This is a genomic window from Mucilaginibacter sp. dw_454 (assembly GCF_018449775.1).
In the GTDB taxonomy this organism is placed as follows: Bacteria; Bacteroidota; Bacteroidia; order Sphingobacteriales; family Sphingobacteriaceae; genus Mucilaginibacter.
Genome location: NZ_JAAVVB010000001.1, coordinates 607,344 through 633,604 on the forward strand (window position 1 = coordinate 607,344; position 26,261 = coordinate 633,604).

Here is a 26,261-nt window from a genome sequence, read left to right on the forward strand (position 1 = left end):
CGATTTATTTTTATGAAAAAGTTACAAATCATTACACTAGGAATATCGCTTTTAGCGCTTGCTGCATGCAGTAAGAAAGGCGGCGATAATGCGATTGTATCTCAACCCCAGATACAGGTAGGGAAAGCGATACCCAACTCGGGCATCTTACCTGCCGGAACTTACAAAGGCACATTCCTGGCCAACCAAACTTACACCATTGGTGGAGATATCACGGTAAATGCGGGTGATACATTATTGATTCAGAAGGGTGTAAAGCTAAACATGACTAACGGTGCCAACATCATCGTAAACGGCGATTTGATAAGCCTTGGCACTCAAGACGCGCCGATTACTATTACCGATCCGCGCAGAAGCAAAACTACCGGCACATCAACCGTAGGTGTTGATTCGGCTTACGTTGGTGGCTGGGGCGGTATATATGCAGGCCCTACCAGCAAGTTAGTTGTTATTAAATGGACACACCTTGACTTTGGTGGCGCAACGTTGAAAGCCCTTCCTTTCCCTAACGGAAACTCGCTAAAAACCGGCGCTCAGTATATCCTTTATTTTACTAATCCTACCGGTGTGTTTATTATGGAAGATTCATGGATGTATGGTTCGCCCGATGACGCAACACGTTTTTATGGCGGTTTCTATAACATTATGCGCAACACAATGGAAAAATGCGGAAGCAACGGTGGTGACGGCTTTAACGCCAAAGGCAGTGCTGTAGGTAATATGGCCTATAACCTGATTATTGGTGGCGCTACCAACGGTACTAAAACAGCAAGCGATGGCACCACTGCAGGCGAATGCCAGTTTACCATGTATAACAACACTTATGTGAATGACGGTTTCAGAAACAATGGTGTTTTCGGTGCACGAAGCGGCTCTGTTGAAATTGAAAACAATTCAAGGGCGCTTGTATACAACAACCTTATCGTTAACTGCGATTTTGGTGTACGTATAGCCGGCGGCCCGGGCGGTGCAAAAGTTTATTTAGCAGATACCACTTACAGTTCATCATCCTTAATTAAACAAACTGCTTACGGCTACAATTATTATTATGCTGATAACGCCGCCATGGCAGGCCAGTTTGTGCCTACCAACGTGGCACAGCCGGTAGTAACACATCCGCAAGCAACTGACATTCCTAACATGGCAGCCTTCCTTGGCTCAAAATATGCTTTTGGTCTTGTTTATGACGGTAGCTCATTAGTTGGCAAAAATAACCCAATGTTCGCCAATTTTCCACTGCCTGCTGTTGCCGGTTCATGGATAACCCAGTGCTCTGTAGATGGTTATAACTTTCGTTTACAAAGTGGTTCGCCTGCCCTTGGTAAAGGCACAACAACAGCTTTTCAGCCAATTACTGCCGGAATCCCTATGGATCCTAACTTTGGATCAAGTGGCATAACAGCGCCAGGAAAAGATATGGGATGCTATCAATCAGACGGTACCGGTAACCATCATTAATAGCTGTCAATAATTAATGAGATCTTATATAACACCTCATTTTAGTAACAACCCCATGAAAATGGGGTTGTTACTATTTATAATATTTTTTTGTTTTTCGTGCAAAAAGACACAGGTTACAACTTCGCCTAATACCGATACTGTTGCAGCAGTCAAACCACCTGTAACGGTCAATTTTATTACCCCGTCTTACAGCCCATCGTTGTTAGATACCTGTAAATTATTTAATGCTATACCTGTTACCAATAAGCTTTCGAGGACAGATCTTCTTGAAATATCGGGCGTTGCGGCCAGCCGGATCAATCCGGGTGTGCTTTATATCCATAATGATAGTGGTAACGCTGCCCAGGTGTATTTAACAGACGGAACGGGTGCCGATAAGGGAACATTGACACTTACTAGTGTAGGTAACCGGGATTGGGAAGATATAGCGGTTGGACCAGGCCCTGTGGCCGGTGTAAGTTATATTTATATAGCCGAAATAGGCGATAATAAATCGGTTTACAGCTCTGTGTTTATTTATCGCTTCCCTGAACCAGACCTGACCGGCAAAACATTGCCTTACGTAGCCGATATTAACAGTGTTGATATCATTCAATTAAAATATCCGGATGGGCCGCGCAATGCCGAAACGCTTATGATTGACCCGTCAACAAAAGATATTTATATAGCCAGTAAGGAAAGTAATTTTTCAAAAATATACGTTGCACGTTACCCACAAAGTTTAACTTCGACAACGGTTTTATCGCCGGTAGCGCAGTTGTTTTTTAATAAAGCAACAGGTGGCGATATATCTCCAGACGGTACAGAGATCTTGCTTAGAAGTAATGAATTGATCTGGTATTGGAAACTTGCGGCGGGAACCACTATATCAAGCGGCTTCTTAACCCAGCCACAGGTTGCACCTTATGCTGATAATGAACCACAAGGAGAGGGGGTAGGCTTTGCTGCCGATGGATCTGGTTATTATACAGACACAGAGATAAAAGGTTACCCTGGAAAACTTGCTACTATATCTTATTATAAAAGAAAATAAAACCTGTTATGCAACGTCATCTTAAAATTGCGCTTCTTCTTGGTCTGTTGATTGGCCTTGGTTATCCTTCTATTACATTTGGCCAAATTGTACAAATGGTTTATACGTCAGACGCCCATTATGGCATCACCAGAAAGAATTTTAAAGGCGATACGGCCGTAAATGCTAAAATTGTGAATGCGGCCATGATCAAGGCCATTAATACGGTGCCGGCATTAACGTTGCCGGATGATGGCGGAATAGCATCGGGCAAAAAAGTAACTGCGGTAGATTACCTGATACAAAGCGGCGATATTGCCAATCGTATGGAGATTCCGTATCAAAGCGCAGCTACCAGTTGGGCGCAGTTTGAACACGATTATAGGTATGGGGTAACTTTGAAAGATCATCAGCACAAACCTGCTAAACTTTTGCTTGCTCCGGGAAATCACGACATATCAAATGCAATAGGTTATAGTAAACCAATGAATCCAAAAACAGACCCAACTGCTATGGTGAAAATCTATAACCTGATGATGAAACCGGCTCAGCCCAAAACCAACGAAAATTATAACTATACAACAGATAAGGTCAACTACTCATTAAACATAAAGGGGATACATGTAATATTTATTACCCTTTGGCCAGACTCTGCCGAGCGCATCTGGATGCAAAAAGATCTGCAAAAGGTAGCTAACACCACACCTGTTATTGTGTTTTGCCATGACCAGCCAACCTGCGAATCAAAGCATTTTACCAACCCGGTACCGCCGTATAATATGACACTCGATAATAAATTTGAGAACTTAACCGCCGAACATTATAAAGAAGGGCACGTAGCGGCAAAAAATGACGGCGCAACCGATATCGAACAGCGCGGCTGGGTGGCTTTTTTGAGGGCGCACCCTAACATCAAAGCGTATTTTCATGGCAATAGCAACTGGAATGAGTTCTATGTTTACAGAGGCCCGGATAATGATGTGGCATTAAATACATTTCGTGTTGATTCGCCAATGAAGGGTGAATATTCATCTAAAGACGAAACTAAATTGTCATTTCAATTGATTTCGCTCGATGCGGTAAAACAGGAGCTTACCGTAAGAGAATGTTTGTGGGATACAGAACCAACTAGCCAGCTGCCCAAAGTGGTTTTTGGCGATTCTAAGACGATTTCTTTAGTAGTAAAAAGGTAAATGAACCTTATTCGCAACCAAACCCCCGGTTTATAAGACTTTCCAAAGATCATACTGATACTGGTACGAGCATATGGATTAGAACCTTTGGTTTGAAACTGCAAACGGCTTGAACAACTTTTTGCTTGAATTTAATTTATTGTAAATTATGCCCTTTGGTAGAGCGAAGGGCTTTTTTGCGTTGATAAACTTAGGAAACGAACCGTGCTGAAATAAAAAATGCCACCCACTATAGTGGGTGGCATTTGTGTTTGCGGGGTGAATGGGAACCTATTAGAACACCTTGAGGGGATTTTGGAAATAGTGAAGAATATTCTCGAAAACAGGATTGAAACAAAAGATATTTAAGTAAAATAGCATTAAATGAAAAAGCCGGAATGATCGGACTTTTCAGTAAGCCTGTAACAGATACAAATCTTCCTGATTGCACTACTGATTAATGCTATACTTTGAATTTAAATTTTCAAATGTTACTTACCGCCGTTTTTATTAAACGATGGTAATATGTACTTCCTGATTAATTCGTCTGCAGGCGACTGTGTGTTATAATTACCGCCAGTGGTCACTACTACAAGGTCCAGATCACGGAATACATATATCTTCTGTCCACCATTTCCCTGTGCTGCAAAACCGTAGTACCTTATGCCATCCGCATCCAGATATTTTAACCACCATAAATAACCATAATCGACACCTTGCACAACTGAATGTTTTGCTGTCGATTCAGCTACCCATGCTGTTGGTATAACCTGTTTACCATTCCATAAACCTTTATTCAGATACAATAAGCCGAATTTTGCCATATCTCTTGGACTCAGGATGACCTGGCAAAAATTAGCAGCGTTGGAAGGGTCTGGTCTGAAATCCCATTTGAAATTCGTTATGCCTAAGGGTCCGAACAAATTTTTTGCTGCAAAATCATGTATTGGCATTTGTGCATATTGTTGAATTATCCATCCCGCAGTTATAGAGTTTCCCGAATTGTATCGGCCAATTTTACCGGGCGTATCAATCATCGGAAGATCAAAAGTATATTTTACCCAATCTTTTGAAATACCCATATCTGTTTCGTTTCCCATAGATTTAGGCCATGCCTCATCATAGTTGACACCGCTTTGATTATCAAGTAAATCCTGAAGATTGATAGCATCTTTCAAAGGTGACGGGTTGGCAAAATGATACGAAGGTAAAAGGTCTTGTAATTTTTCGTTAACGCTTTTGATCAAACCCTGTTGAATGGCAATTCCCGTTAGCGCTGATATGACGCTTTTGGAAGCGGATCGCATTTCCTGTAGCGAATCTCGGGTGTATTCGTAAAAATATTCCTCAAACACCAGCTTCTTATTTTTGATGATCAAAATGCTGTGTACATCCGGGTATTTACCTGCAACAATATAATGCATCATATCAGCAAGTAATTGAGGATTTAGGCCCGTTCCCTTCAGCGTGCCAGTTTGTAGGGCATCATTAAGTTGTGCCGGTTGCTGATAACGGTAAACGAATTTATCCGGGTTATCGACCATCCTCGGAGACCACATTTTTACCGGAAAACTAACATTTTGGCTAAGGAGTTTAAAAGTATCCCTGTCGATGGTATAGCCTTTAATCTTTCCGTTTTGATCTTTTAAAAACGTTACCGGCTGGTTAGTGCTATTCAGGAAAACATTATTTCCCTGCGGTCTCAATTTATACCTTGACAGATTGATAATTGCGTAAAGATTGGTATCTTTTGGCGAAGCTGCGATTTTTAATGTGGTATTATTTACAGACTGATAAAGCCCTTCATACGTTTTCAGCTGTTGATAGGTTACTTTTTGCGCATTTGTAAGAACCGGTAAAATCAAAAACATACAAAAAAATGTGGTAGCGAAAGATAAATTGCTGTTTTTAAGATTTGAATGTAATTGTGCTTTAATGTTCTTCATTGGTTAAAGGTTAATTGGTATGCAAAATTATTTTTGAAATCCATTTGTTTGTTGCAAATGACATTTAAAAGTATGTTGCTTTTAAAATGCAGACAATAACAAGTCGGTCAACCATAATAAAAAATCGGTATATACATTTACTTTTTCGGTTAAGTTACCGAAACCGAATTAAACATAAGGTTTAGTAGGATTTTTTCCTAAAAACAAAAGCCTGCAATCATTTGATTTGCAGGCTTTTGTTGTGTTTTGTTATCAAAATTTGCGGAGAGCTAGGGATTCGAACCCCAGGACCTGTTACAGTCAACAGTTTTCAAGACTGCCGCAATCGACCACTCTGCCAGCTCTCCGGGGACAAAAGTACAAATCCGGCCCGAATTGGCAAATCGGAATTTCACTTTTTTTAACATTGTGTTAAAATGCTGTTAAGTGGTTGAAAATGAACTTAATTATTTTTCTGTTCGATGAATTTTTCGGTCTTAAAGCTGTTAATACGCTTTTTTACCACCTTGATATTCCGCTTAGAAAGGTCAATGCTGGCATTTAATTCAAAGCCGATGAGCAAAATTGCAGAGTTTAGGAACAGCCATAACATCACTACGATGACAGTACCGATGGAGCCATAGACCTTATTGTATGATGCAAAATGATTAATGTAAAAAGTAAACCCGGCCGAGGTAAGGATTGCTAATCCGGTAGCCAATATTGAACCCGGGCTTAAGAATGGCCACTTTAACTTGTGCGATGGCCCGTATTTATACAGCAAAGATATCGTCACAAAAAATATACTGACGATGATGAGCCACCGCGACAGTATCAATACATAGATCCAAAAATGACTTTTACTGGCTATATGCACCTGTAGATACCCAATTACGCTCTCGCCGGCAATCATGATGGCTATAGCTATAATTAGCGCAATGGTAATAACTATGGTAAGCACCATGGCTATAAAGCGCCTTTTTAACCAGGTACGTTTTTCTAATATTAACGACGAGTTGTTGAAGGCCCGCATCAGGTTGCTTACACCATTGGTAGCGAAGTATAAGGCCGTCAGGAAGCCTAAAGATAATAAGCCGGCATTTCTATGCTTAACAATGTCTACAATGGTTGCCTGGAATGCCAGGTAGGCGTAGGTAGGCAATACCGTATGAATCAGCTCCAGTAGCTTTTCCTGGAACTTATCGCCGGGGATGTAAGCTATCAGCGTAAATAAAAACAGCGTACCGGGAAAAAGCGCGAGTAAAAAGTTATAGGCTAACGCCGATGCTTTGTTAAGCAACGAATCTTCTAAAATTTCGTTGAGCAGCGAAATCGTAACTGCATATACCGACAGGTTACCAAAACCGGGTAATACAATAGACTTGGTCCATTTTATAAATGTACGGTAAAGCTTAATCCGTAAAAGTAAGCGGTGCACCCATCTCATCAGTGCTGTAATTTACTCAAAAAATGGTTTTAATTTCTCCAAAAACTCAGTGGACGGGAGGCAAGGGCGATTGGTGGTCATATTAACAAATACCAGTAACGTCTCGCCCTGGTTAATAAGCTCGTCCTTCTCATTGAATAACTCGTACCTGAAATGGATTTTCACCCCCGGCATTTTATCCATGATAACGTTGACGGTGATCTCTTCGTCGTAACGGGCTGGCTTTAGGTACTTGCATTTCATCTCTAGTACCGGCATCATTATGCCTGATTCTTCCATGCCACTATAAGTAAGGCCTAAACTACGCAGCATTTCTACGCGGCCAACCTCGTAAAACTCGGCATAGTTGCCGTAGTACATATAGCCCATCTGGTCGGTTTCGCCGTAACGGACACGTATTTTTGTTGAATGCTCGAACATTATTTCATGATCTTACGCTCGGTGAGTGCCTTGCGGAACTTAGCGGCATTGATATTATGCTGCGCGACGTTGGTAGCAAAATTATGGCGATTAGAGAAATCCTCTTTTGCAACCATATACAGGTAATCATTCTTTTGATAGTTCAACACCGCCTTAACCGCCGCTACCGATGGCAACATAACCGGGCCCGGAGGCAGGCCGGTGTGCATGTAGGTATTGTAAGGCGAGTTAACTGTCAAATATTTGTTTAACACGCGGTGGATAGTAAAATCATTCATCGCGAAGATAATGGTAGGGTCAGACTCCAGTTTCATGCCCTTCCGCAGCCTGTTAAGGTACAAACCGGCTATGGTTGGCATCTCATCATCATAAACTGCTTCTGCATCAACTATAGAGGCTAAAATAGATACCTGCGGTACGGTCAGGTTAATATCCGCTGCTTGTTTCTTGTGCTCGTCTGTCCAAAAGGCTTCGTAATGCTTATACATGCGTTTGTAGAACTTTTCCGGCGATATGTCCCAGTTTATTTTGTACGAATCGGGCATCACCATTACAAATGCATTGTCGGTATCAAAGCCAAATTGTTTTACAAAATCGGCAGAGTCAATATAGCGTAGCAGGGTCAATGAATCGGCTTCTAATTTTTTACTCACAAAGCCGGCAAATTGCTCTTTAGTTCTGAATACGTGGAACGACAGGTCAACCGGGTCCTGTTCACCCAGTTGCAACATCCGGATAAACTTGCGATTACTCATGCCTTCGTGCAAGCGGTAACGGCCGGGTTTTACATGCTCAGCATATTTCATTTGATGGGCAGCCCAGGCAAAAGTAGCGGTGTCCTGAACTATGTTTTTATCTCTGATGGTTTTATAAACGTCGTCGAAATTTGAGCCGGTGCGTATGTAAAGATATTCTTCGTTACCTGTTACTTGTGGGCCAAAGTAGCGCAGGTAATAAAATACCAATGTGCCGCCTAAACCAAGTATTACCAAAATTACCAGGGCGATGATGAATTTTTTGAAAGTACCGCCTGATGATGCTTGTTTTTTAGCCATGATATTATAAAAATTATTACGCCTGTAGTCGTTGCAGCGCTAACAGCCCGCCAGTTAAGTTTGTTACGTTGGTAAAGCCGTTTCGTGTTAAAATTGTTTGCGCTGTCTGGCTGCGCAAACCGGCTTTGCATATAACAATAATCTCGTCGGTTTTGTTAGGATGCACCAGGCTAAGTTTTTCAATCAGTTTAGATAGCGGGATGTTTTTGCCGCCTATGTTGTAGGTATGATATTCAATTTCTTCGCGCACATCCAACAAATTAAGCGGCTGGCCGCTTTGTAATTTGTTGTTAAAGCTTTGTGCACTAATTTCTTGCATTATTTTTTTGCCTGCTCAACAGTCAGGTTGATTTTTGTGCCGATGCTGACCTTGCTGACAGAATCAGTCTTCATAGGGAACTGGCTTACCACTACCACATTGCTCGAGTCGGTAATAACACCCTGGTAGGTAATGGTACCTATGCCCAGGTTGGCATTCTTTAATACAAAACGCACGGCATCCAGATCCTGGTTAGTCAAATCGGGTACATCCACCTCGCTGGCGCCTACGCCATCGCCCAATACCAGGTCAATGCGCGAACCTTTTGGAATACGCTGGCCGGTTTTGATGGCTTGTCCACCCATTTTGGTTTCTAATACTACATTTAGCGCTATATCTGCACGGTAACTGGTATCGCCAACTTTAAGGCCTGCATTTGATAGCGTGGCCACCGCCTGTATATAAGGCATCTGGTCAATATCAGGCAAAGCCACCGGCGGCGCCTTCAGCGTAACCATGGTAAGGTAGATCTTTCTATTTTCTTTTACGTTGGTACCCGGGTCAGGGTCTTGCTCTACCACGGTACCCGGAGGAGCATCGCCCACATACACAGAATCAACCTGATAATCAAAGCCCTGATCTTTTAAAATATCGATAGCCTTGTCAATAGGCATGCCTTTTAATTTGGGTACCGGTATGCCCGAGCCATGATTAGTGTAAAAGCTAAGGCTGAAAAAGGCAATCAAAACAACGGCTATAACAGCGCCAATGGCCATTAAAAGCGTGTTGCGGAAAGAGGTAGTTTTTAAATAAGAACCAAATTTACTCATTGGTGGGTTTGGTGATATTATACTTAATTATGCATCAAACATAAGGATAATTTCGCATTTATAAGTTTGAAATACTAATGTATTAAATGCTCCATAGGAGCAAAACGTTGGTAGAATTAATTATAGCGTCATATCTGTCAGCTCCGTAGGTGCTGCACAAGTAGCGTACCTAACGGCACGCCATTTTTGGGCCAAATATTTCTACCGGCGTTTAACCCCGATGGGGTTGTAATTGGTTACTGATAAATAAATAGGGTTAGGAATACGGCCTAAAAAAAATATTTATCTTTGGCCGTATGACGATGAAAAACATAGCACTTTTGGCGGGCGGCTTTACCGGCGAGTACGAGGTATCTTTAAACAGCGCCGGCAATATTGCCAATAATTTAGATAAGACAAAGTATAACGTTTATATCATTCTGATCAACCGCGACCGCTGGTTTTACGAGCGCGGCAGCGAACGTTTTGACGTAGATAAAAACGATTTCAGCCTGACCTTAGACGGCCAAAAGATCAAGTTTGATTTTGCCTTCATCACTATACACGGCACCCCCGGCGAGGACGGTAAAATGCAGGGCTATCTGGATATTATAGGCGTACCATATAATACCTGCGATGTTACTACATCGGCCATTACTATGAATAAGGCTTATACCAAAACTATCGTTCATGGTATCCACGGGTTGAATACCGCCAAATCTATCCGCCTGTTTAAAAAGGACGGACATGATATAGGCACTATCGCATCAGCCTTAAAATTCCCATTATTTATTAAGCCTAATAATGGCGGCAGCAGTGTAGGCATGAGCAAAGTGCATACAGTAGGAGAGTTGCCTGCTGCTATCGATAAAGCTTTTCATGAAGACAGTGAGATTTTGATCGAGGAGTTTATTAAGGGCCGCGAATTTAGCAGGGGCATAGCCCGGTTAAATGGCAAAGTAGTTGTATTACCGGCAACGGAGATTATCAGCAAAACAGAATTTTTTGATTACGAGGCTAAGTATACCGCTGGTGCATCGGAAGAGATAACACCGGCCGATTTGAGCCAGGCTAAAGATGCGCAGATTGCTGAGATCATTACCGAGGTATACCTGCGCTTAAATTGCCGCGGCATGGCACGGGTAGACTTTATTTTACTGGACGATACGCAGGAGTTTTATTTTATTGAGATCAATACCACGCCGGGCCAATCATCCGCCAGCTTAATACCACAGCAGGTGAGGGCAGCGGGTATGGATTTGGGTGAGTTTTATGGGGAGTTAATTGAGGGTGGTTTGTAAAGATAGCTACACAAGCCTTCAAAGCATGCCACCAATATAACAAATTGTCATTGCGAGCGAAGCGTGGCAATCGCAAGAATGCGATGTTCGCGATTGCCACGCTTCGCTCGCAATGACAAATGGATTTAAAGAGCAAGAAAACGAGAACGAGTGTTAGGCTTTCTTGAACGATGTATAGTGTTCAATCACCTCCTCAGAGATTTTAGACGCTTTACCATCGGCCAGGGTAATCATTACAAAATCAAACCAGCCATCGCAGCAAATTTTATTGGTAACCTTGTTTTTGATGTTGAATTTTACACGGCAGATCTTGTCGTCGATACTTTCGATACCTGTAGTTACTACGAAGTAATCGCCTAATATGAGCGGGCGTTTATAATCTACAAACACGCTGCGCACCAGCCAGCCGTATCCATCGGCCAGGAATTTCTCCATCGACATACCGTAGCAGCGCTCCATCTGGTCGTAACGGGCAGCCAATACGTAGTCAAAATATTTGCTATTGTGCACGTGCCGATACATATCTATATCGTCCGGGCGAACGCGGTATTCGGTTTCGAAGGTGGCGTATTGGGTGGTTGCAGTCATAAATCTATATAGCAAACATAGTAATTTTGCGTTAGGGATTGAAGCGGATACCGGCCCGCGCTTAAGGCCTTGTGGCGTATGATCCGCCTTAAGGCGGACCGGCCCGAAGGGAACGCCATTAGTGACATCGGCCAATTGTACTAATGCATTAATAATCAAAACAACACTTGTATATATATAACAGTTTGCCTACCTTTGCCCCACAATTAACAAAAATTAGTAACGCTTTAATATTATTTACGTAATGTATTTAAGTACAGAAGAAAAACAAGAAATCTTCGCAAAACACGGTAAAAACGCAGCCGACACCGGAACAACCGAAGGTCAGGTAGCATTGTTCACTTACCGTATCGCACATTTAACAGGGCATTTGAAAAAAAACAAACATGATTTTTCAACCCAATTGTCACTGCAAAAACTAGTAGGTAAACGCCGCGGATTGCTGGCTTACCTTTACAAAAAAGATATTGGAAGATACCGTGCCATCATCAAAGCATTAGCGCTGAGAGATATCATTAAGTAACTAAAACTTATTTTTTATAAAAAGCCGTCCGCCATCCAGGCGGATGGCTTTTTTTCTTTACGAAACAAAAATTACACACATAAAAAAACCGATGTGCTCTAAAAGATGAAAAGCATATCACAACACAAACAAAATGAGTTTAAACGTAATTAAAAAAGTAATCGATTTAGGTGACGGCCGCACCATTGAGATCGAAACTGGAAAACTGGCCAAACAAGCTGATGGCTCTGTAGTAATTAAAATGGGTGATACCATGTTATTGGCTACTGTAGTATCGTCTAAAGAAGCTAAAGAAGGGGTAGATTTTTTACCACTTTCTGTAGACTATCAAGAAAAATACGCTGCTACCGGTCGTATCCCCGGTGGGTTTTTACGCCGCGAGGCTCGTTTATCAGACTATGAGGTTTTGATCTCTCGTTTGGTTGACCGTGCATTGCGCCCAATGTTCCCTGAAGATTATCACGCAGATACTCAGGTAATGATTACCTTAATATCAGCTGATAAAGATATCATGCCTGATTGTTTAGCAGGTTTGGCAGCATCTGCCGCTTTATCTGTTTCTGATATCCCTTTCAATGGCCCAATATCAGAAGTTCGCGTAGCTAAAGTTGATGGTAAATTAGTTATCAACCCAACTTTAACGCAATTGCAAACAGCAACTTTAGAGTTTATTGTTGCAGGTAGCGAGCATGACATCAACATGGTGGAAGGCGAAAGTGCTGAAATACAAGAAGCTGAATTGGTTGAAGCAATTAAATTTGCGCACGAAGCTATTAAAGTACAGTGCTTTATACAAAAACAATTAACTATCGAAGTTGGTAAAACCGAGAAACGTGTTTACAGCCATGAGCACAGCAATGACGAGCTTGAAAAAGCTATCTACGCTGCTACTTATGATAAAGTTTACGCTATTGCAGGCGAGGCTTCTGGTAAAGACGAACGTGGTGCTAAATTTAAAGCAGTGCGTGACGAGTACATAGCAACTTTAGGCGAGATTGATGATATCACCAAATTCTTAGCTAAAAAATATTACCATGATGTTGAGTATGACGCTATCCGTAACCTGGTATTAGACGAAGGTAAACGTTTAGACGGCCGTACTACTACGCAAATCCGCCCGATATGGAGCGAAGTAGGTTATTTACCTGCTGCTCACGGTTCGGCTGTATTTACACGTGGCGAAACTCAATCATTAACTACCGTTACTTTAGGTGCTAAAGACGATGAGCAAATGATTGATGGTGCATTCATCAACGGATACCAAAAATTCTTATTGCATTATAACTTCCCAGGTTTCTCAACCGGCGAGGTTCGTCCTAACAGAGGTGCAGGCCGTCGTGAAATTGGTCACGGTAACCTGGCTATGCGTTCATTAAAACGCGTATTACCTGCTGATGACGCAAATCCATACACTATCCGTATCGTTTCTGATATCTTAGAATCAAACGGTTCATCATCAATGGCTACGGTTTGTGCCGGTACATTGGCTTTGATGGATGCCGGTGTTAAAATCACTAACCCGGTATCTGGTATCGCAATGGGATTGATCACTAACGAAATGGGTACCAAATACGCTATCCTTTCTGACATCCTTGGCGACGAAGATCACCTGGGCGATATGGACTTTAAAGTAACAGGTACTAAAAACGGTATCGTTGCAGTACAAATGGACCTGAAAATTAACGGTCTGTCGTACGAAGTATTAACCAACGCGTTAAATCAGGCTAAAGAGGGCCGTTTACATATCCTTGGCGAAATGGCTAAAACCATTACAGAGGCCCGCGAAGATTACAAACCACACGCTCCGCGTATCATCACCATCAAAATCGACAAAGAGTTTATTGGTGCGGTTATCGGTCCCGGTGGCAAGATCATTCAAGAAATGCAACGCGAAACCGGTGCTACTATCTCTATCGAGGAAGTTGGCAACCAGGGTATCGTACAAATCTTTGCCGATAATAAAGAAGCTATTGATAAAGCGGTTACCCGTATCAAAAACATTGCTTCTAAACCAGAAGTAGGCGAGATTTACGAAGGTAAAGTGAAATCAATTATGCCTTTTGGTGCATTTGTTGAGATCATGCCTGGTAAAGACGGTTTATTACACATTTCAGAAATTGACCACAAACGTTTCGAAACCATGGACGGTATCTTTAACGTAGGCGACGAAGTGCGTGTTAAATTGCTGGAAGTTGACAAGCAAGGTAAATTAAAACTTTCTCGTAAAGCTTTATTGCCTAAGCCGGAAGTTAACAGCTAACACCCCTCTAAATCTTCCGCCGGTTGGCGGAGAGACTTAAAATACAAGCCTCTTATAGCCCTCTCCTTTGGGGAGGGTTGGGAGGGGTAAAAGCCTTAGAAATAAGGCTTTTACTATTTAACACTGATTTTGTTTTAATTATTTAAAAATATTTAAAACAAAATTTGTGTATACAACTTTATAGTTTTGAAGTTGATTGATAAAAGCTAAAGGCAGATCTGAATTTTGACGATGAATTCTATTTCTAACGATCCCTTAGATTTTCTCAATAGCGGCAATAATTCAGGTAAACCCGGTGGCCCCCACACCGACCTGGTTCAGCAGCTATTGTACGAAATTATAAGGGTGAAAGAACTTATTGCTTATTACGACTCTATCCCAAATGGAGGCGGTCAACTTGGCTCGTCTATACTTACCGAACTGGTAACCGAAGCCTACACCTCATTAGTAAATTACGACATCATACTCATGAGAAAATACTACGACCTTTTATTGAATTGTGATTGATTAAATGTTCAATGGTTCATCAGTTTTCCTGGCTATATTTAAAGAAAACTAATAGCTCTGATGTTCGGTGTTGAACGGCTACTGTATCGAAAACGAACGATTTATCTTTAATGAGTATGCCTTAATGTTCTGCAAATCAATACTTTATTTGTATGGCATTATCTTCGCCGATTTTTGTTGACCAAATCGCAGCCGCATGTTCAAGAACTACTTTAAAATCGCTTTCAGAAATCTTTGGAAAAATAAGGGATTCTCGGCCATTAATATTTTAGGGCTATCAATAGGTTTGGCTGTTTGCTTACTCATAACACTTTTTGTGATTGATGAGTTGAGTTACGATAGGTATAATCTGAACGCAGACCGCATTTACCGGATAAGCTCAGATTTCCAGGTGAATGGTAGCACCTTCAAAGACATCAATTCGCCGGCATCTATGGCGGGCGAGATGAAGAAAGACTATCCGCAAATTGAGACAACAACGCGCTTAAGGCCCAATGGCAAGAGCCTGGTTAGAAAAGGCAGCGAAACATTGATCGAAGAGCATGATTTTTATGCCGATGCTAATGTTTTTCAAGTTTTTACCTTACCGTTCATCGCAGGCGACCCCAATACAGCGTTAGCAGAACCTAACACAGCAGTAGTATCCCAGGATGCTGCCATGAAATATTTTAACACGCTTAATGTAATTGGCAAAACCCTGCATCTCAATAACACGACCGATTTTAAAATAACCGGCGTTATCAAAAATACGCCCAGGCAATCGCATGTTCATTTTAACATCATCAGGTCGATGGTTGGTTTAAAAGAAAGCTACGGCCCCGAATGGACCGGCGAGAACTTTTTAACTTACATTATGGTAAGGCCAAGCGTCACCAGCAAAGATTTAGAGGGCTTTTTAAGGCAAGCCACCAAAAAATATGCAGATCCTCAATTAATTCACTGGCTGCACACCAGCATAGCCGACATGGAACGTAAGGGCGATCATTTTAGATTTGTACCCACGCCGATCGCAAATATCCACCTGCAATCAACGCTGTCGAGCGAGATCGAGCCGGGGGGTAACATGCAATACGTTTATATTTTTATTGTAATAGCAGTATTTATCTTGCTGATAGCCTGTGTTAATTTCATGAACCTGTCCACGGCCCGCTCTGCCGGCCGCGCCAGGGAAGTGGGAGTGCGTAAAGTATTGGGTTCTAGTAAATCAACGTTGGTTTACCAGTTTTTATCAGAATCTACGCTTACTTGTTTTATTGCCATGTTTATTGCGCTTGGCTTTGCCTTTTTGCTGTTGCCTTATTTTAACCGGTTATCTGGTAAAGAAATTACGCTTAACCTTTTAGCCGCTGTTTGGATCATCCCTGCGTTAATGGGTATTACATTGCTGGTAGGCTTTTTGGCCGGCTTGTACCCCGCGTTTTTCATGTCGGCATTTAAGCCTGTTGATGTGCTGAAAGGCAAACTGTCTTCGGGCTTTAAAGGTAGCTGGTTGCGCAATAGCCTGGTGGTTTTTCAATTTACCACGGTAATAGTGCTTATTGTAAGCACGCTGATTATTCACAGTCAGCTTAATTATATCCGTAATAAAGACCTGGGCTACAATCGCGACCAGATATTGGTTATACACAACACATCGCCGCTTTACCTGCACGCAAAGTCTTTCAAACAGGATGTGTTGAAATTGGCCGGGGTTAGGAGTGGCACCATGTCCGGGTATTCGCCTGCCTCACAAAGCGACGATACCGAAGTTTACAGCAAGGACGCAGCCAACAGCCCGGGGCAATCGCTGAGTATCGCTTCATGGTACATAGACGAAGATTACATCCCGACACTGGATATGAAAATGCTTGAAGGACGCAATTTTTCAAAAGATAATTTGACAGATTCAACAGCGGTAATAGTCAATGAAGCAGCTGCGAAAATGTTAGGCATGAAAAATTTGCTCAGTAAAAGTCTTTACCGGGGGAGTGCCGAGCATCATACCGTCTTTAATATTATTGGTGTGGTGAAAGACTTTAATTTTGGTTCGATGCGCAATAAAATTGAGCCCTTAATCATGCATTTGGGCGAACAGCGTGGTGCATTTAAATTTAAAGTCGACACCAAAAATCTGCCGTCGTTAATAGCTAAAATACAAACGCTTTACCACAATGCCGACGCGAACATGGCCGGCCAGCCTTTTGAATATTCTTTCCTTGACGATGATTTTAACAACATCTACCAGTCTGAACAAAACACGGGTAAGATCTTTATGTGTTTTGCATTCTTCGCCATATTTATAGCCTGCCTGGGCTTATTCGGCCTGGTTACTTATGCGGCCGAGCAACGCACCAAAGAAATCGGTATCCGTAAAGTTTTGGGCGCCAGCGTAACCAATATTGTGAGCCTGTTGTCTAATGATTTTCTGAAGCTGGTAGGTATAGCAGCGCTGGTGGCTTTCCCAATTGCCTGGTATGTTATGAGTCACTGGCTGCAGGGATTTGCTTACCGCACCACTATTAGCTGGTGGGTATTTGCCGCGGCAGCTTTGTTGGCGGTAATTATCACTATAACCACGGTAAGTTTCCGTGCCATTAAAGCCGCATTAATGAACCCGGTGAGGAGTTTGAAAAATGAGTAGGGTGGTTCATTAGTTCAATGGTTCATTAGTCATTAGTATTTCTACCTCATTAGTATTTAAAAAGCTGTCATTTCGACCATAGGGAGAAATCTTAAACGCCACGCATATCGCTCGTATAGGATTTCTCCCTATGGTCGAAATGACATTTTCTTTTTGATAAAGCCTCCCCATGAACTAATGAACTATTAAATTATATTTGCCTTAACTAATGACCCAATGACCAATGACTAATGACCATCTAGTATCCCCATCAATTTTATCTGCCGATTTTGGTAATCTGCAACGCGATATCGAAATGCTGAATAACAGCGAGGCCGACTGGATACATGTGGATATTATGGACGGTGTGTTTGTGCCTAACATATCATTTGGTTTCCCGGTGGCCGAGGTGGCTAAAAAGCACGCTACCAAGCCGCTCGACGTGCATTTAATGATTGTTGAACCCGACCGTTATCTTAAACGATTTGCAGAAGCGGGCGCGGCCGGTTTAACGGTGCAGTTAGAGGCTTGCCCAAATTTACACCGCACGGTACAGGTTATTAAAGAACTGGGCTGCAGGGCAGGGGTGGCCATTAATCCGCATAGCCCGGTGTCGTTATTAGAGGATATTGTGATTGACCTGGACGTAGTTTTGGTGATGTCTGTAAACCCCGGTTTTGGCGGTCAGCATTTTATTGAGAACACTTATAAGAAAGTCGCGGAAGCAAAAAACCTGATTGAAAGGCGTAACTCAAAAGCGCTGATTGAGGTTGACGGCGGGGTAGATAAAAACAATGCCGGTAAACTTTACGCTGCCGGTGCAAATGTGCTGGTTGCAGGTAGTTCAGTATTTGCCGCAAGCAGTCCTTCCGAAATGATATCGATGTTAAAACACGCTTAAAAGTTTATTACAATTGTAATAACGCCACTATGCCAATTTTAATTCTTTTAACCACAGCGCTTTAAAGCCCTTAATTATAAAATATTTGCATTTTTTAGGATAAATGCAAATAAAACCTATAAACTTTGTCAAATTAATTACCTTTGCCGCAACAAAATACGAAGTTCTTAATTCGTGTGGCGTAAAAACCAATTTCAAAACATATGAAACATAATTTTGGTGCCGGACCTGGCATCTTACCTCATGAAGTTTTAAAGCAAGCTGCACAGGCAGTTGTTGACCTTAATGGAATCGGATTATCTCTGTTGGAGATTTCGCACCGCTCGACCGAATTTGAAGCCGTGCTGGACGAAGCTGTTAAGTTAGTGAAAGAATTGTTAGAAGTTCCGGAAGGTTATTCGGTATTATTTTTACAAGGCGGCGCAAGCACACAGTTTGCCATGGTGCCTTATAACTTGCTACCATCAACCGGAAAAGCTGCGTACCTTGAATCGGGTGTGTGGGCCAATAAAGCTTTAAAAGAAGCTAAATATTTTGGTGAGGTAGATGTTATTGCGACATCAAAAGAAAGCAACTTTACTTATATACCAAAGGATTACACCATCCCAACGGATGCTGCTTATTTCCACATAACCTCAAATAATACCATTTACGGTACACAGCTGCATGAGTTCCCTAAATCGCCGATCCCTATGATCTGCGATATGTCTTCAGATATCTTTAGCCGCAAAATTAACGTAGCCGATTTTGGTTTGATTTACGCCGGCGCTCAAAAAAATATGGGTCCTGCAGGTACTACGTTGGTGATTGTTAAAGACGAGATCCTGGGTAAAGTTGCCCGTAAGATCCCATCGATGCTGAACTACCAGACGCAAATTGAAGGCGGCTCAATGTACAATACGCCACCGGTATTTGCCATCTACGTTTCAATGTTAACACTGAACTGGTTAAAATCAAAAGGTGGTGTTGAAGCCATTGCGGTAGAGAACAAAGCAAAATCAAAAGCCTTATATACCGAGATTGACCGTAACCCATTATTCAAACCGGTTTGCGCTGTCGAAGACCGCTCAGACATGAACGTTTGCTTCGTGATGGAAAACCCCGAGCACGAAAAGCCATTCCTGAAACTATGCGACGAAAAAGGCATAGTTGGCATCAAGGGCCATAGAAGTGTTGGCGGTTTCCGCGCATCAATTTACAACGCATTGCCAATAACCAGCGTCCACGTCCTGATTGACGCGATGCAAGAATTTCAGGAAAATAATAAATAGAGTTAGTTTATTGGTCATTGGTCAATAGTCATTTGTGACAGAGCCCAATGACCAATGACTTAATGACTAATGACAAATAAAATGATCAGAATATTAGCTAACGATGGGATAGACCCCATTGGAAAAAAAATGTTAGAGGATGCCGGTTTTGAGGTTGATACTAACAATATTCCGCAGGATGAATTGCCTGTTAAATTACAGAACTACGATGCCATTACTGTACGCAGTGCTACTAAAGTACGTGCTGCTTTAATTGACGCCTGCCCTAATTTAAAGCTGATTGGCCGCGGTGGTGTTGGTGTTGATAATATCGACGTTGACTACGCTAAAGGAAAAGGCATTGGTGTTTATAACACGCCGGCTTCTTCATCACTATCAGTAGCCGAATTGGTGTTTGCCCAGCTATTTACCGGAGTACGTTTTCTGCATGACAGTAACCGCAAAATGCCGGTTGATGGCGGTACCAAATTTAACGACCTGAAAAAAGCTTATGCTAAAGGTATTGAGCTGCGTGGTAAAACACTGGGTATTGTAGGTTTTGGCCGTATCGGTCGCGAGGTAGCCAAAATTGCTATCGGCGTTGGTATGGATGTTTTGGCCTATGATTTGTTTGATTTTAACCCGGAGGTTGAAATAGTATTAGGCAGCGGTGGTACAAAAGTTAATGTTACCGTTAAAAAAACTACGCTCGACGAGATCATTAAAACTGCTGATTTTATTACCCTGCATACCCCATTTGTAGACAAAGCCCTGATTGGCGCAGAAGAGCTTGCACAAACCAAAAAAGGCGTACAATTGATCAACGCTTCTCGCGGTGGTTTAATTGACGAACTGGCTTTGGTTGATGCCTTGAACAGCGGCCAGGTAGCTTACGCGGCACTAGACGTGTTTGATAATGAACCTACTCCGCGTCAGGAAATCTTATCGCATCCAAAAATTTCGTTAACGCCGCACATTGGTGCCGCAACCAACGAGGCCCAGGAGCGTATTGGTGTAGAATTGGCCAGTTTAATTATTGGTCATTTTAAAAAATAAAATTGTCAACTCACAATAATTGAAAAAAGGCGCTTTTAAGCGCCTTTTTTGTGTTTTAAACTGTCTCATTTGTCATTGCGAGCGTAGCGTGGCAATCGCAAGTAGAAAAGCTTAAACGCGTGCGATTGCCACGCTACGCTCGCAATGACAAACGTTTATATGTGAAACAAAAAATGACTTATAAGTATTTTTTACTGTTTCATTTTGTTTCACTTGTTTTTTATAAACAACTTTATATCAATTAGTTGAATTAGAATAGTGTTTCACTTGTTTCATTTGTTGTATACGCACGTGAAACAAAACAGCCCCCGCCACGTCATCGCGAACGAGGTACGAGTGTGGCGATCTCCGGCGAAGCAGTTCCCTGGCGCGTAGAGATTGCCACGCTACGCTCGTAATGACGTGGTGGTTAGTTAAATGAGGGTTTGAACGAACTACAACGTATAGCTCAAACCCTTCTCAGGTATGGTCACCGTATAGCCCTCAGCACTCAAACCATCGGCCAAGGCCTGCATACTGCTATCCTCGCCATGCACCAGAAAGATGTTCTTTAACCGGGCCTTATCCTGGGTTCTGACGTTGTTCATCAGGTCATCATGGTCGCCATGAGCACTCAGTACGTCGGTTTGCTTAATGGTTGCATACACGGCCAGGTCGCGGTCCTTAATGTGGACTATGGAGTCGCCGCGCAGCAGGCGGTGTCCAAGGGTGCCTTTAGCGCAATAGCCTATGAATAGGATAGTACAGTAGAAGTTCTGAATATTGTAAAACAGGTGATCCTGGATACGGCCACCCTCCAGCATACCTGCCGAAGAGATGATGATACAAGGCTCGTAATAGTTAGAAACCTGGCGGCTGTCATGCAGGTTCTCTACATAGGTAAGGTTATCAAACTCAAACTCATCGCCTTGCGACTGGTAGAAGTCTTGCGCCTCCTTGTTAACCAGGTTATGATACTTGCGGAAGATGGTGGTAGCCCGTGCAGCCATCGGGCTGTCAACAAACACTTTCACCGGCGGCAGTAAGCCACTGCTAAAGATCTTGTTTAACGAGTAAACCAGTGATTGCGTACGCCCAATACTAAATGCCGGGATGATGAGGCGTCCTTGTTCTTTCACGCAGCACTTGTCAATCACATCAACCAATGTCTCCTCAACCGATTTATCCGCGGTATGCACACGGCCGCCATAAGTAGACTCCGTAACCAGGAAGTCGACAGGTGGCAAGGCCTGGGGATCGTCTAAAACCGGGTAGTTCTTGCGACCAATATCGCCCGTAAAGGCCATGGTTTTCTCAACCCCGCCATCATTGATCTTAAATACTGCAGCAGCAGCGCCCAGCAGGTGACCTACAGGCACAAAGGTCAGCTCCACATCACCTGTAATACGGAAGGGCTTATTAAAGCCTATGGTCACAAAGCGGTCCATAGCGTCCATTACATGCTTTTGCAGGTAAAGCGGCTGCACGTTTGTGCCAAACTTGCCTTTGCCATGCTTGTGGCTTTTAGCCGCTTTGCTCATGAATATGTTGACAGAGTCAAGGAGTAGCAGTTCAGTTAAGTCGGCGGTAGGTGGGGTGCAGAGGATCTGGCCCGCAAAGCCCAGGCGCACCAAGGTTGGTATATTACCTGAATGGTCAATGTGCGCATGCGTAAGCACCACTACATCAATAGCAGCCGGGTCAAATGGAAAGTCTTCGTTTGATTGGATGCTGCGGTCCTTCTCGTAATCCAGACCACAGTCTATTAATATCTTATATTGGCCAATTTCAAGCAAATGCATACTACCCGTAACTTGGCGGGCAGCACCGTGTATAGTTAATTTCATTAAGACTTGTTCTCCTTACGGCGTATCTGGTTTCTCAGCAGGAACAGGATGATAATCACCAGTATAAAAACAATGATCTTAAAGTTGAGTGATTCTTTGTCAAGCAGTGTGGCGTTTGCTTCGTTTTCCTTTTTAACCTTCACTAACTGATCTTGTAACCTGGAAATGGTATACATAGATTCGGTAGCGGTTTGCTCAGTTTCTTTAGAATGGTCCTGAACCTGGCTTTGCTGAAAAGTGCGATACTCCAGTAATATTTTTAGTTCGCGGTAAATGTCATTATCGGTTTTAACAATATCCATCAGGATATCATTGCTGCGGCGAATGTCCTTCTTGGTTTGCAGGCCAAAGATGCCGGTGTGTTCGCTCAGGCTTTTATCGTATTGGCCAAACTTTGTACCGCGCACGGCCAACATGGTATTGATCTTAGTGCGCTGGCGTTGATAAGCTACCGAATCGGCATTTGCCTGGGCAAATACGCTCACAGACACAAAGCACAGTAAACAAAACGATATTAGTTTTTTCATGAATGATAGTCAAAGTCAATAATAACGCTGTCGCCTAAATTAAGCCCCAGCAAGCCGCTGGCGTTGCCTTTATTTATGGCGATCTCTAAATGGTCGCTAATACCAAATAAGCAAAGCTTTTCGCCTTCAGGCACCTCGCTGTAATGCCAGCTCAGGTGGTTGATGGTTTCATTACGTTTAAAATACAACGTAAACTGCCGGCCCTGCTGCACTTTACTAAAAAACTCTTTGGTAATATTAGTAATAACATTTTGAAAAGAGTCTATATAAATTACGGCACCCTTGATCAAACTTTTCTCAACCACCGGTTGCAGGTTCATTTTTTGTTCGATACCACTTAATGGCAAGCCAATCTCTATTAGTTTACCGCCCTTGGCTAAATGGCAGGCGGCCTTTACAAAAATATCTGCCAGCGGAAAGTGTAAAAAATTAAGATCCTGCCTGATATTTATCTCCACAATTTCATCCGGTTCCTGTACAAACATCAACGAAAAAATGCCATTGTCTGAACCCACAAAATAGTGATTTTTATAGCGCAGGGCCAGATATTTGGTGTCGGCGCTGTAAACGGTGTCAATGCCAATTAAGTGTACCGTGCCATTTGGAAAATAGTGAAAACTATTTTTTAAAATGAAGGCCGCTTGTTGTACATTGTATGCAGAAACATTGTTAGTAATATCGACAATATTAACAGTGGGCAATAGCTTTAATATGCTTCCTTTAAGGGCAGCCTGATAAATGTCTTTATCGCCCAAATCAGTAGTTAAAGTTATTATTGCCATTAATTTTTTAAATATTTATTACTAATCTTGTACAAGCGTTAGACGCTGCAAATATTCAATTTTTAATTCATAAAAATCGGTAACAAAATAATCAAATTTACTATTGAACGAGCTCAAACTATCAATTGAAAATATAAATCCGGCAGTTTTGTGGGGGCCGAATAACGATCATTTCGAGATCATCAAAAAACAATATCCCAAACTTAAAATAGTTGCCCGCGGCAGCGAAGTAAAGATACTGGGCGACGAGCGTGAATTAGTAGTATTTGAAGAGAAGTTCAAACACCTGATTGAGCATATCGAAAAATATGAAAATTTGAATATCACCGATCTGGAAAGGATCCTGGGTTCGAAAGTGGATACCTCTGCACCGAGTACAGACGCTGCTGCAGACAAGTTTGCCAGCGGCGAGGTGATTGTATTTGGACCTAATGGTGTAATGGTTAAAGCCCGTACAGCCAATCAACGTAAAATGGTTGACTGTATCAATAAAAGCGACATCCTGTTTGCCATAGGCCCCGCAGGTACCGGTAAAACTTATACCGCGGTAGCACTTGCCGTACGCGCCCTTAAAAATAAAGAGATTAAACGTATTATATTAACCCGTCCGGCTGTTGAAGCAGGGGAGAACCTGGGTTTTTTACCGGGCGATTTAAAAGAAAAGATTGACCCATACCTGCGCCCTCTATATGATGCGTTGGATGATATGATCCCCGCCGAAAAACTGAAATTATATCTGGAGAACAGAACTATAGAAATTGCTCCATTAGCCTTTATGCGTGGCCGTACGCTTGATAATTGCTTTGTGATATTGGATGAGGCGCAAAACGCCACGGATATGCAGCTAAAGATGTTCCTGACCCGTATGGGGCCATCAGCAAAATTTATCGTAACCGGCGACGTTACTCAGATCGACTTACCAAAGAAGCAACAATCCGGCTTACACACGGCACTGCGCATCTTAACCGATATCAAAGGTATTGAGATTGTATACCTGAGCGGCGAGGACGTTGTCCGCCATAAATTAGTAAGAAAGATATTAGCCGCCTACGGCGATATACAGTAATCAGAAGCAAGAGTCGAGAATCAAGAACCAAGATGGATTTTGATTCTTGACTCTTCGTTATATATATAAATAAGTTAAGAGAAAGAATCCAAGTATCTTGATTCTTGACTCTTGATTCTTGACTCTCAATCATGAATGCATTAAAAGAAACCCATTTCAATTTCCCTAATCAAACCAGTTTTTATAAAGGTAAGGTTAGAGATGTTTATACTATTGATAATAAATACCTGGTAATGGTAGTGAGCGACCGCATCTCTGCGTTTGACGTGGTGCTGCCTGAAGCTATACCTTATAAAGGACAAGTGCTTAACCAGATTGCAGCTAAATTTTTGAAAGCTACTGCCGATATTGTACCTAATTGGGTGGTGAGTGTACCCGATCCAAGCGTAACCATTGGCCGCATTTGCGAACCGTTTAAAGTAGAAATGGTTATCCGTGGTTATTTGGCAGGGCATGCAGCGCGCGAATACGCTGCCGGCAAACGCCAGGTTTGTGGTGTGGCTTTGCCGGAAGGTTTGAAAGAGAACGATAAGCTGCCCGAACCTATCATCACCCCAACAACTAAAGCGGCGGTAGGGCATGACGAGGATATATCTAAGGAAGATATCCTGGCAAAAGGTATCGTATCTGCCGAAGATTATGCACTATTGGAAAAATTTACCCGTGCATTGTTTGCCCGCGGTACTGAAATAGCTGCCGCGCAAGGTTTGATTTTGGTAGATACTAAATATGAATTTGGTAAAGTAGGCGACGAGATCTACCTGATTGACGAAATCCATACACCTGACTCATCACGCTACTTTTATAGTGAAGGATATCAGGATCGCCAGGAAAAAAACGAGCCACAAAAACAGCTTTCTAAAGAGTTTGTACGCAAATGGTTAATAGAGAATAACTTTCAAGGTAAAGACGGGCAGGTGGTGCCTGAAATGACGCCTGAAAAGGTGGAGTCGATATCAGAGAGATACATAGAGCTTTATGAACAGATCACCGGCGAAAAATTTGTTAAGCCAACTGCCGAAAACGTGTTGGACAGAGTAGAACTTGCTATAAAAAAGGCGTTGCCGGCATTGTGATTTTTTTTGTCCAATTATGCCTATATTAGCAGTTACAAATATTGAAGTAAAATGAAGTTTACAGTAGACAAACACGAGAAATATATATTGCTTAAACTCAATGAGTCTAAGTTAAACTCGTTGATTACGCCACAGCTGAAATCTGAGCTGATATTGATCAATACCGAAGGACAACGTAACATAATCCTTGATCTTTCTCAAGTAAAATTTGCTGATTCGTCTGGTTTAAGCAGTTTGTTGGTTGGCCATCGTTTGTGTAAAAACGCGACAGGTTCTTTTATCTTGACGGGATTAAATGACGCTGTATCGCGCCTGGTTACTATATCACAATTAGAAAGCGTGTTAACTATTGTTCCATCAACTGAAGAGGCTATCGACCATATCTTCATGGAAGAAATAGAAAAAGAATTAAAAAAAGAAGCAAGATAGTACCTTAATT

At 42.3% G+C, this 26,261-nt stretch carries 24 protein-coding genes and 1 tRNA gene; 14 read left to right on the forward strand and 11 right to left on the reverse strand.

Features of this window, described 5'->3' with window-relative positions; genetic code table 11:
• Positions 1–12: 12 nt before the first annotated feature.
• Genes HB679_RS02740 through HB679_RS02750 form a run of 3 tightly spaced genes read left to right on the forward strand, consistent with a single transcriptional unit; the run spans position 13 to position 3,666 of the window.
• The gene (locus HB679_RS02740; protein ID WP_214070400.1) at positions 13–1,458 is read left to right on the forward strand and encodes a hypothetical protein; all 1,446 of its coding nucleotides are present in this window, start codon (positions 13–15) and stop codon (positions 1,456–1,458) included.
• A gap of 16 nt (positions 1,459–1,474) precedes the next feature.
• The gene (locus HB679_RS02745; RefSeq protein ID WP_214070401.1) at positions 1,475–2,494 is read left to right on the forward strand and encodes a hypothetical protein; all 1,020 of its coding nucleotides are present in this window, start codon (positions 1,475–1,477) and stop codon (positions 2,492–2,494) included.
• Positions 2,495–2,502: 8 nt separating this feature from the next.
• On the forward strand, positions 2,503–3,666 hold the full coding sequence (locus HB679_RS02750) for a metallophosphoesterase (RefSeq protein WP_214070402.1): 1,164 nt from the start codon (positions 2,503–2,505) through the stop codon (positions 3,664–3,666).
• Between the two features lie 470 nt (positions 3,667–4,136).
• On the opposite strand, the gene HB679_RS02755 is transcribed toward HB679_RS02750, so the two are convergent.
• The 7 genes from HB679_RS02755 to HB679_RS02785 all read right to left on the reverse strand — a co-directional run bounded on the left by HB679_RS02755 (position 4,137) and on the right by HB679_RS02785 (position 9,581).
• Positions 4,137–5,591, reverse strand: coding sequence for a serine hydrolase (locus HB679_RS02755; RefSeq protein ID WP_214070403.1), 1,455 nt, complete (start codon positions 5,589–5,591; stop codon positions 4,137–4,139).
• Between the two features lie 262 nt (positions 5,592–5,853).
• Positions 5,854–5,938: transfer RNA gene (locus HB679_RS02760), tRNA-Ser, on the reverse strand.
• 95 nt (positions 5,939–6,033) lie between these two features.
• Positions 6,034–7,017 carry a YihY/virulence factor BrkB family protein gene (locus HB679_RS02765; RefSeq protein WP_214070404.1) on the reverse strand — a complete coding sequence of 328 codons (984 nt, stop codon included), beginning with the start codon at positions 7,015–7,017 and terminating at the stop codon, positions 6,034–6,036.
• A 12-nt stretch (positions 7,018–7,029) separates the two neighbouring features.
• A complete protein-coding gene (locus tag HB679_RS02770; RefSeq protein ID WP_214070405.1) occupies positions 7,030–7,437 on the reverse strand; it encodes a thioesterase family protein in 408 nt (135 codons plus the stop codon).
• Positions 7,437–8,492, reverse strand: a complete 1,056-nt coding sequence (gene mltG / locus HB679_RS02775) for an endolytic transglycosylase MltG (protein WP_214070406.1) — start codon at positions 8,490–8,492, stop codon at positions 7,437–7,439. Before mltG ends, HB679_RS02770 begins: the two co-directional genes overlap by 1 nt.
• Positions 8,493–8,508: 16 nt before the next feature.
• Positions 8,509–8,811, reverse strand: coding sequence for a rhodanese-like domain-containing protein (locus tag HB679_RS02780; RefSeq protein WP_214070407.1), 303 nt, complete (start codon positions 8,809–8,811; stop codon positions 8,509–8,511).
• Complete coding sequence (locus HB679_RS02785) at positions 8,811–9,581, reverse strand: PASTA domain-containing protein (protein WP_214070408.1); 771 nt, start codon at positions 9,579–9,581, stop codon at positions 8,811–8,813. Before HB679_RS02785 ends, HB679_RS02780 begins: the two co-directional genes overlap by 1 nt.
• Before the next feature lie 302 nt (positions 9,582–9,883).
• Here HB679_RS02785 and HB679_RS02790 point away from each other — a divergent pair, with 302 nt between their 5' ends.
• The gene (locus HB679_RS02790; protein ID WP_214070409.1) at positions 9,884–10,861 is read left to right on the forward strand and encodes a D-alanine--D-alanine ligase; all 978 of its coding nucleotides are present in this window, start codon (positions 9,884–9,886) and stop codon (positions 10,859–10,861) included.
• 153 nt (positions 10,862–11,014) lie between these two features.
• Here HB679_RS02790 and HB679_RS02795 read toward each other — a convergent pair whose 3' ends face one another.
• On the reverse strand, positions 11,015–11,449 hold the full coding sequence (locus HB679_RS02795) for an acyl-CoA thioesterase (protein ID WP_214070410.1): 435 nt from the start codon (positions 11,447–11,449) through the stop codon (positions 11,015–11,017).
• Between the two features lie 244 nt (positions 11,450–11,693).
• Here HB679_RS02795 and rpsO point away from each other — a divergent pair, with 244 nt between their 5' ends.
• The 7 genes from rpsO (at position 11,694) to HB679_RS02830 (ending at position 20,545) form a co-directional block, all read left to right on the forward strand.
• Complete coding sequence (gene rpsO, locus HB679_RS02800; protein ID WP_214070411.1) at positions 11,694–11,972, forward strand: 30S ribosomal protein S15; 279 nt, start codon at positions 11,694–11,696, stop codon at positions 11,970–11,972.
• 133 nt (positions 11,973–12,105) lie between these two features.
• Positions 12,106–14,232, forward strand: coding sequence for a polyribonucleotide nucleotidyltransferase (locus HB679_RS02805; protein WP_214070412.1), 2,127 nt, complete (start codon positions 12,106–12,108; stop codon positions 14,230–14,232).
• Positions 14,233–14,463: 231 nt separating this feature from the next.
• Positions 14,464–14,739, forward strand: coding sequence for a hypothetical protein (locus tag HB679_RS02810; protein WP_214070413.1), 276 nt, complete (start codon positions 14,464–14,466; stop codon positions 14,737–14,739).
• A gap of 196 nt (positions 14,740–14,935) precedes the next feature.
• Positions 14,936–17,359, forward strand: coding sequence for an ABC transporter permease (locus HB679_RS02815; protein ID WP_214070414.1), 2,424 nt, complete (start codon positions 14,936–14,938; stop codon positions 17,357–17,359).
• A 223-nt stretch (positions 17,360–17,582) separates the two neighbouring features.
• The gene (rpe, locus tag HB679_RS02820; protein WP_214070415.1) at positions 17,583–18,239 is read left to right on the forward strand and encodes a ribulose-phosphate 3-epimerase; all 657 of its coding nucleotides are present in this window, start codon (positions 17,583–17,585) and stop codon (positions 18,237–18,239) included.
• A gap of 203 nt (positions 18,240–18,442) precedes the next feature.
• A complete protein-coding gene (serC, locus tag HB679_RS02825) occupies positions 18,443–19,510 on the forward strand; it encodes a 3-phosphoserine/phosphohydroxythreonine transaminase (protein WP_214070416.1) in 1,068 nt (355 codons plus the stop codon).
• Positions 19,511–19,591: 81 nt separating this feature from the next.
• Entirely contained in the window at positions 19,592–20,545 is a 954-nt protein-coding gene (locus tag HB679_RS02830; RefSeq protein ID WP_214070417.1) for a D-2-hydroxyacid dehydrogenase, read from the forward strand.
• Between the two features lie 434 nt (positions 20,546–20,979).
• Here the strand turns inward: HB679_RS02830 and HB679_RS02835 are convergent, their stop codons facing one another.
• From HB679_RS02835 to HB679_RS02845, 3 genes are read right to left on the reverse strand one after another with little or no spacing between them, the layout of a single operon-like run.
• Positions 20,980–22,371 carry an MBL fold metallo-hydrolase gene (locus tag HB679_RS02835; protein ID WP_214070418.1) on the reverse strand — a complete coding sequence of 464 codons (1,392 nt, stop codon included), beginning with the start codon at positions 22,369–22,371 and terminating at the stop codon, positions 20,980–20,982.
• Positions 22,371–22,898, reverse strand: a complete 528-nt coding sequence (locus tag HB679_RS02840; protein WP_214070419.1) for a hypothetical protein — start codon at positions 22,896–22,898, stop codon at positions 22,371–22,373. The genes HB679_RS02835 and HB679_RS02840 overlap by 1 nt, the downstream gene beginning before the upstream one ends.
• Positions 22,895–23,680: an SAM-dependent chlorinase/fluorinase gene (locus tag HB679_RS02845; RefSeq protein ID WP_214070420.1), complete on the reverse strand. Its 786-nt coding sequence runs from the start codon at positions 23,678–23,680 to the stop codon at positions 22,895–22,897. Before HB679_RS02845 ends, HB679_RS02840 begins: the two co-directional genes overlap by 4 nt.
• Positions 23,681–23,783: 103 nt before the next feature.
• Here HB679_RS02845 and HB679_RS02850 point away from each other — a divergent pair, with 103 nt between their 5' ends.
• From HB679_RS02850 to HB679_RS02860, 3 genes are all read left to right on the forward strand, one after another.
• A complete protein-coding gene (locus tag HB679_RS02850; protein ID WP_214070421.1) occupies positions 23,784–24,746 on the forward strand; it encodes a PhoH family protein in 963 nt (320 codons plus the stop codon).
• Between the two features lie 131 nt (positions 24,747–24,877).
• Complete coding sequence (locus HB679_RS02855; protein WP_214070422.1) at positions 24,878–25,822, forward strand: phosphoribosylaminoimidazolesuccinocarboxamide synthase; 945 nt, start codon at positions 24,878–24,880, stop codon at positions 25,820–25,822.
• 51 nt (positions 25,823–25,873) lie between these two features.
• Entirely contained in the window at positions 25,874–26,251 is a 378-nt protein-coding gene (locus tag HB679_RS02860) for an STAS domain-containing protein (RefSeq protein ID WP_214070423.1), read from the forward strand.
• Positions 26,252–26,261 lie beyond the last annotated feature (10 nt).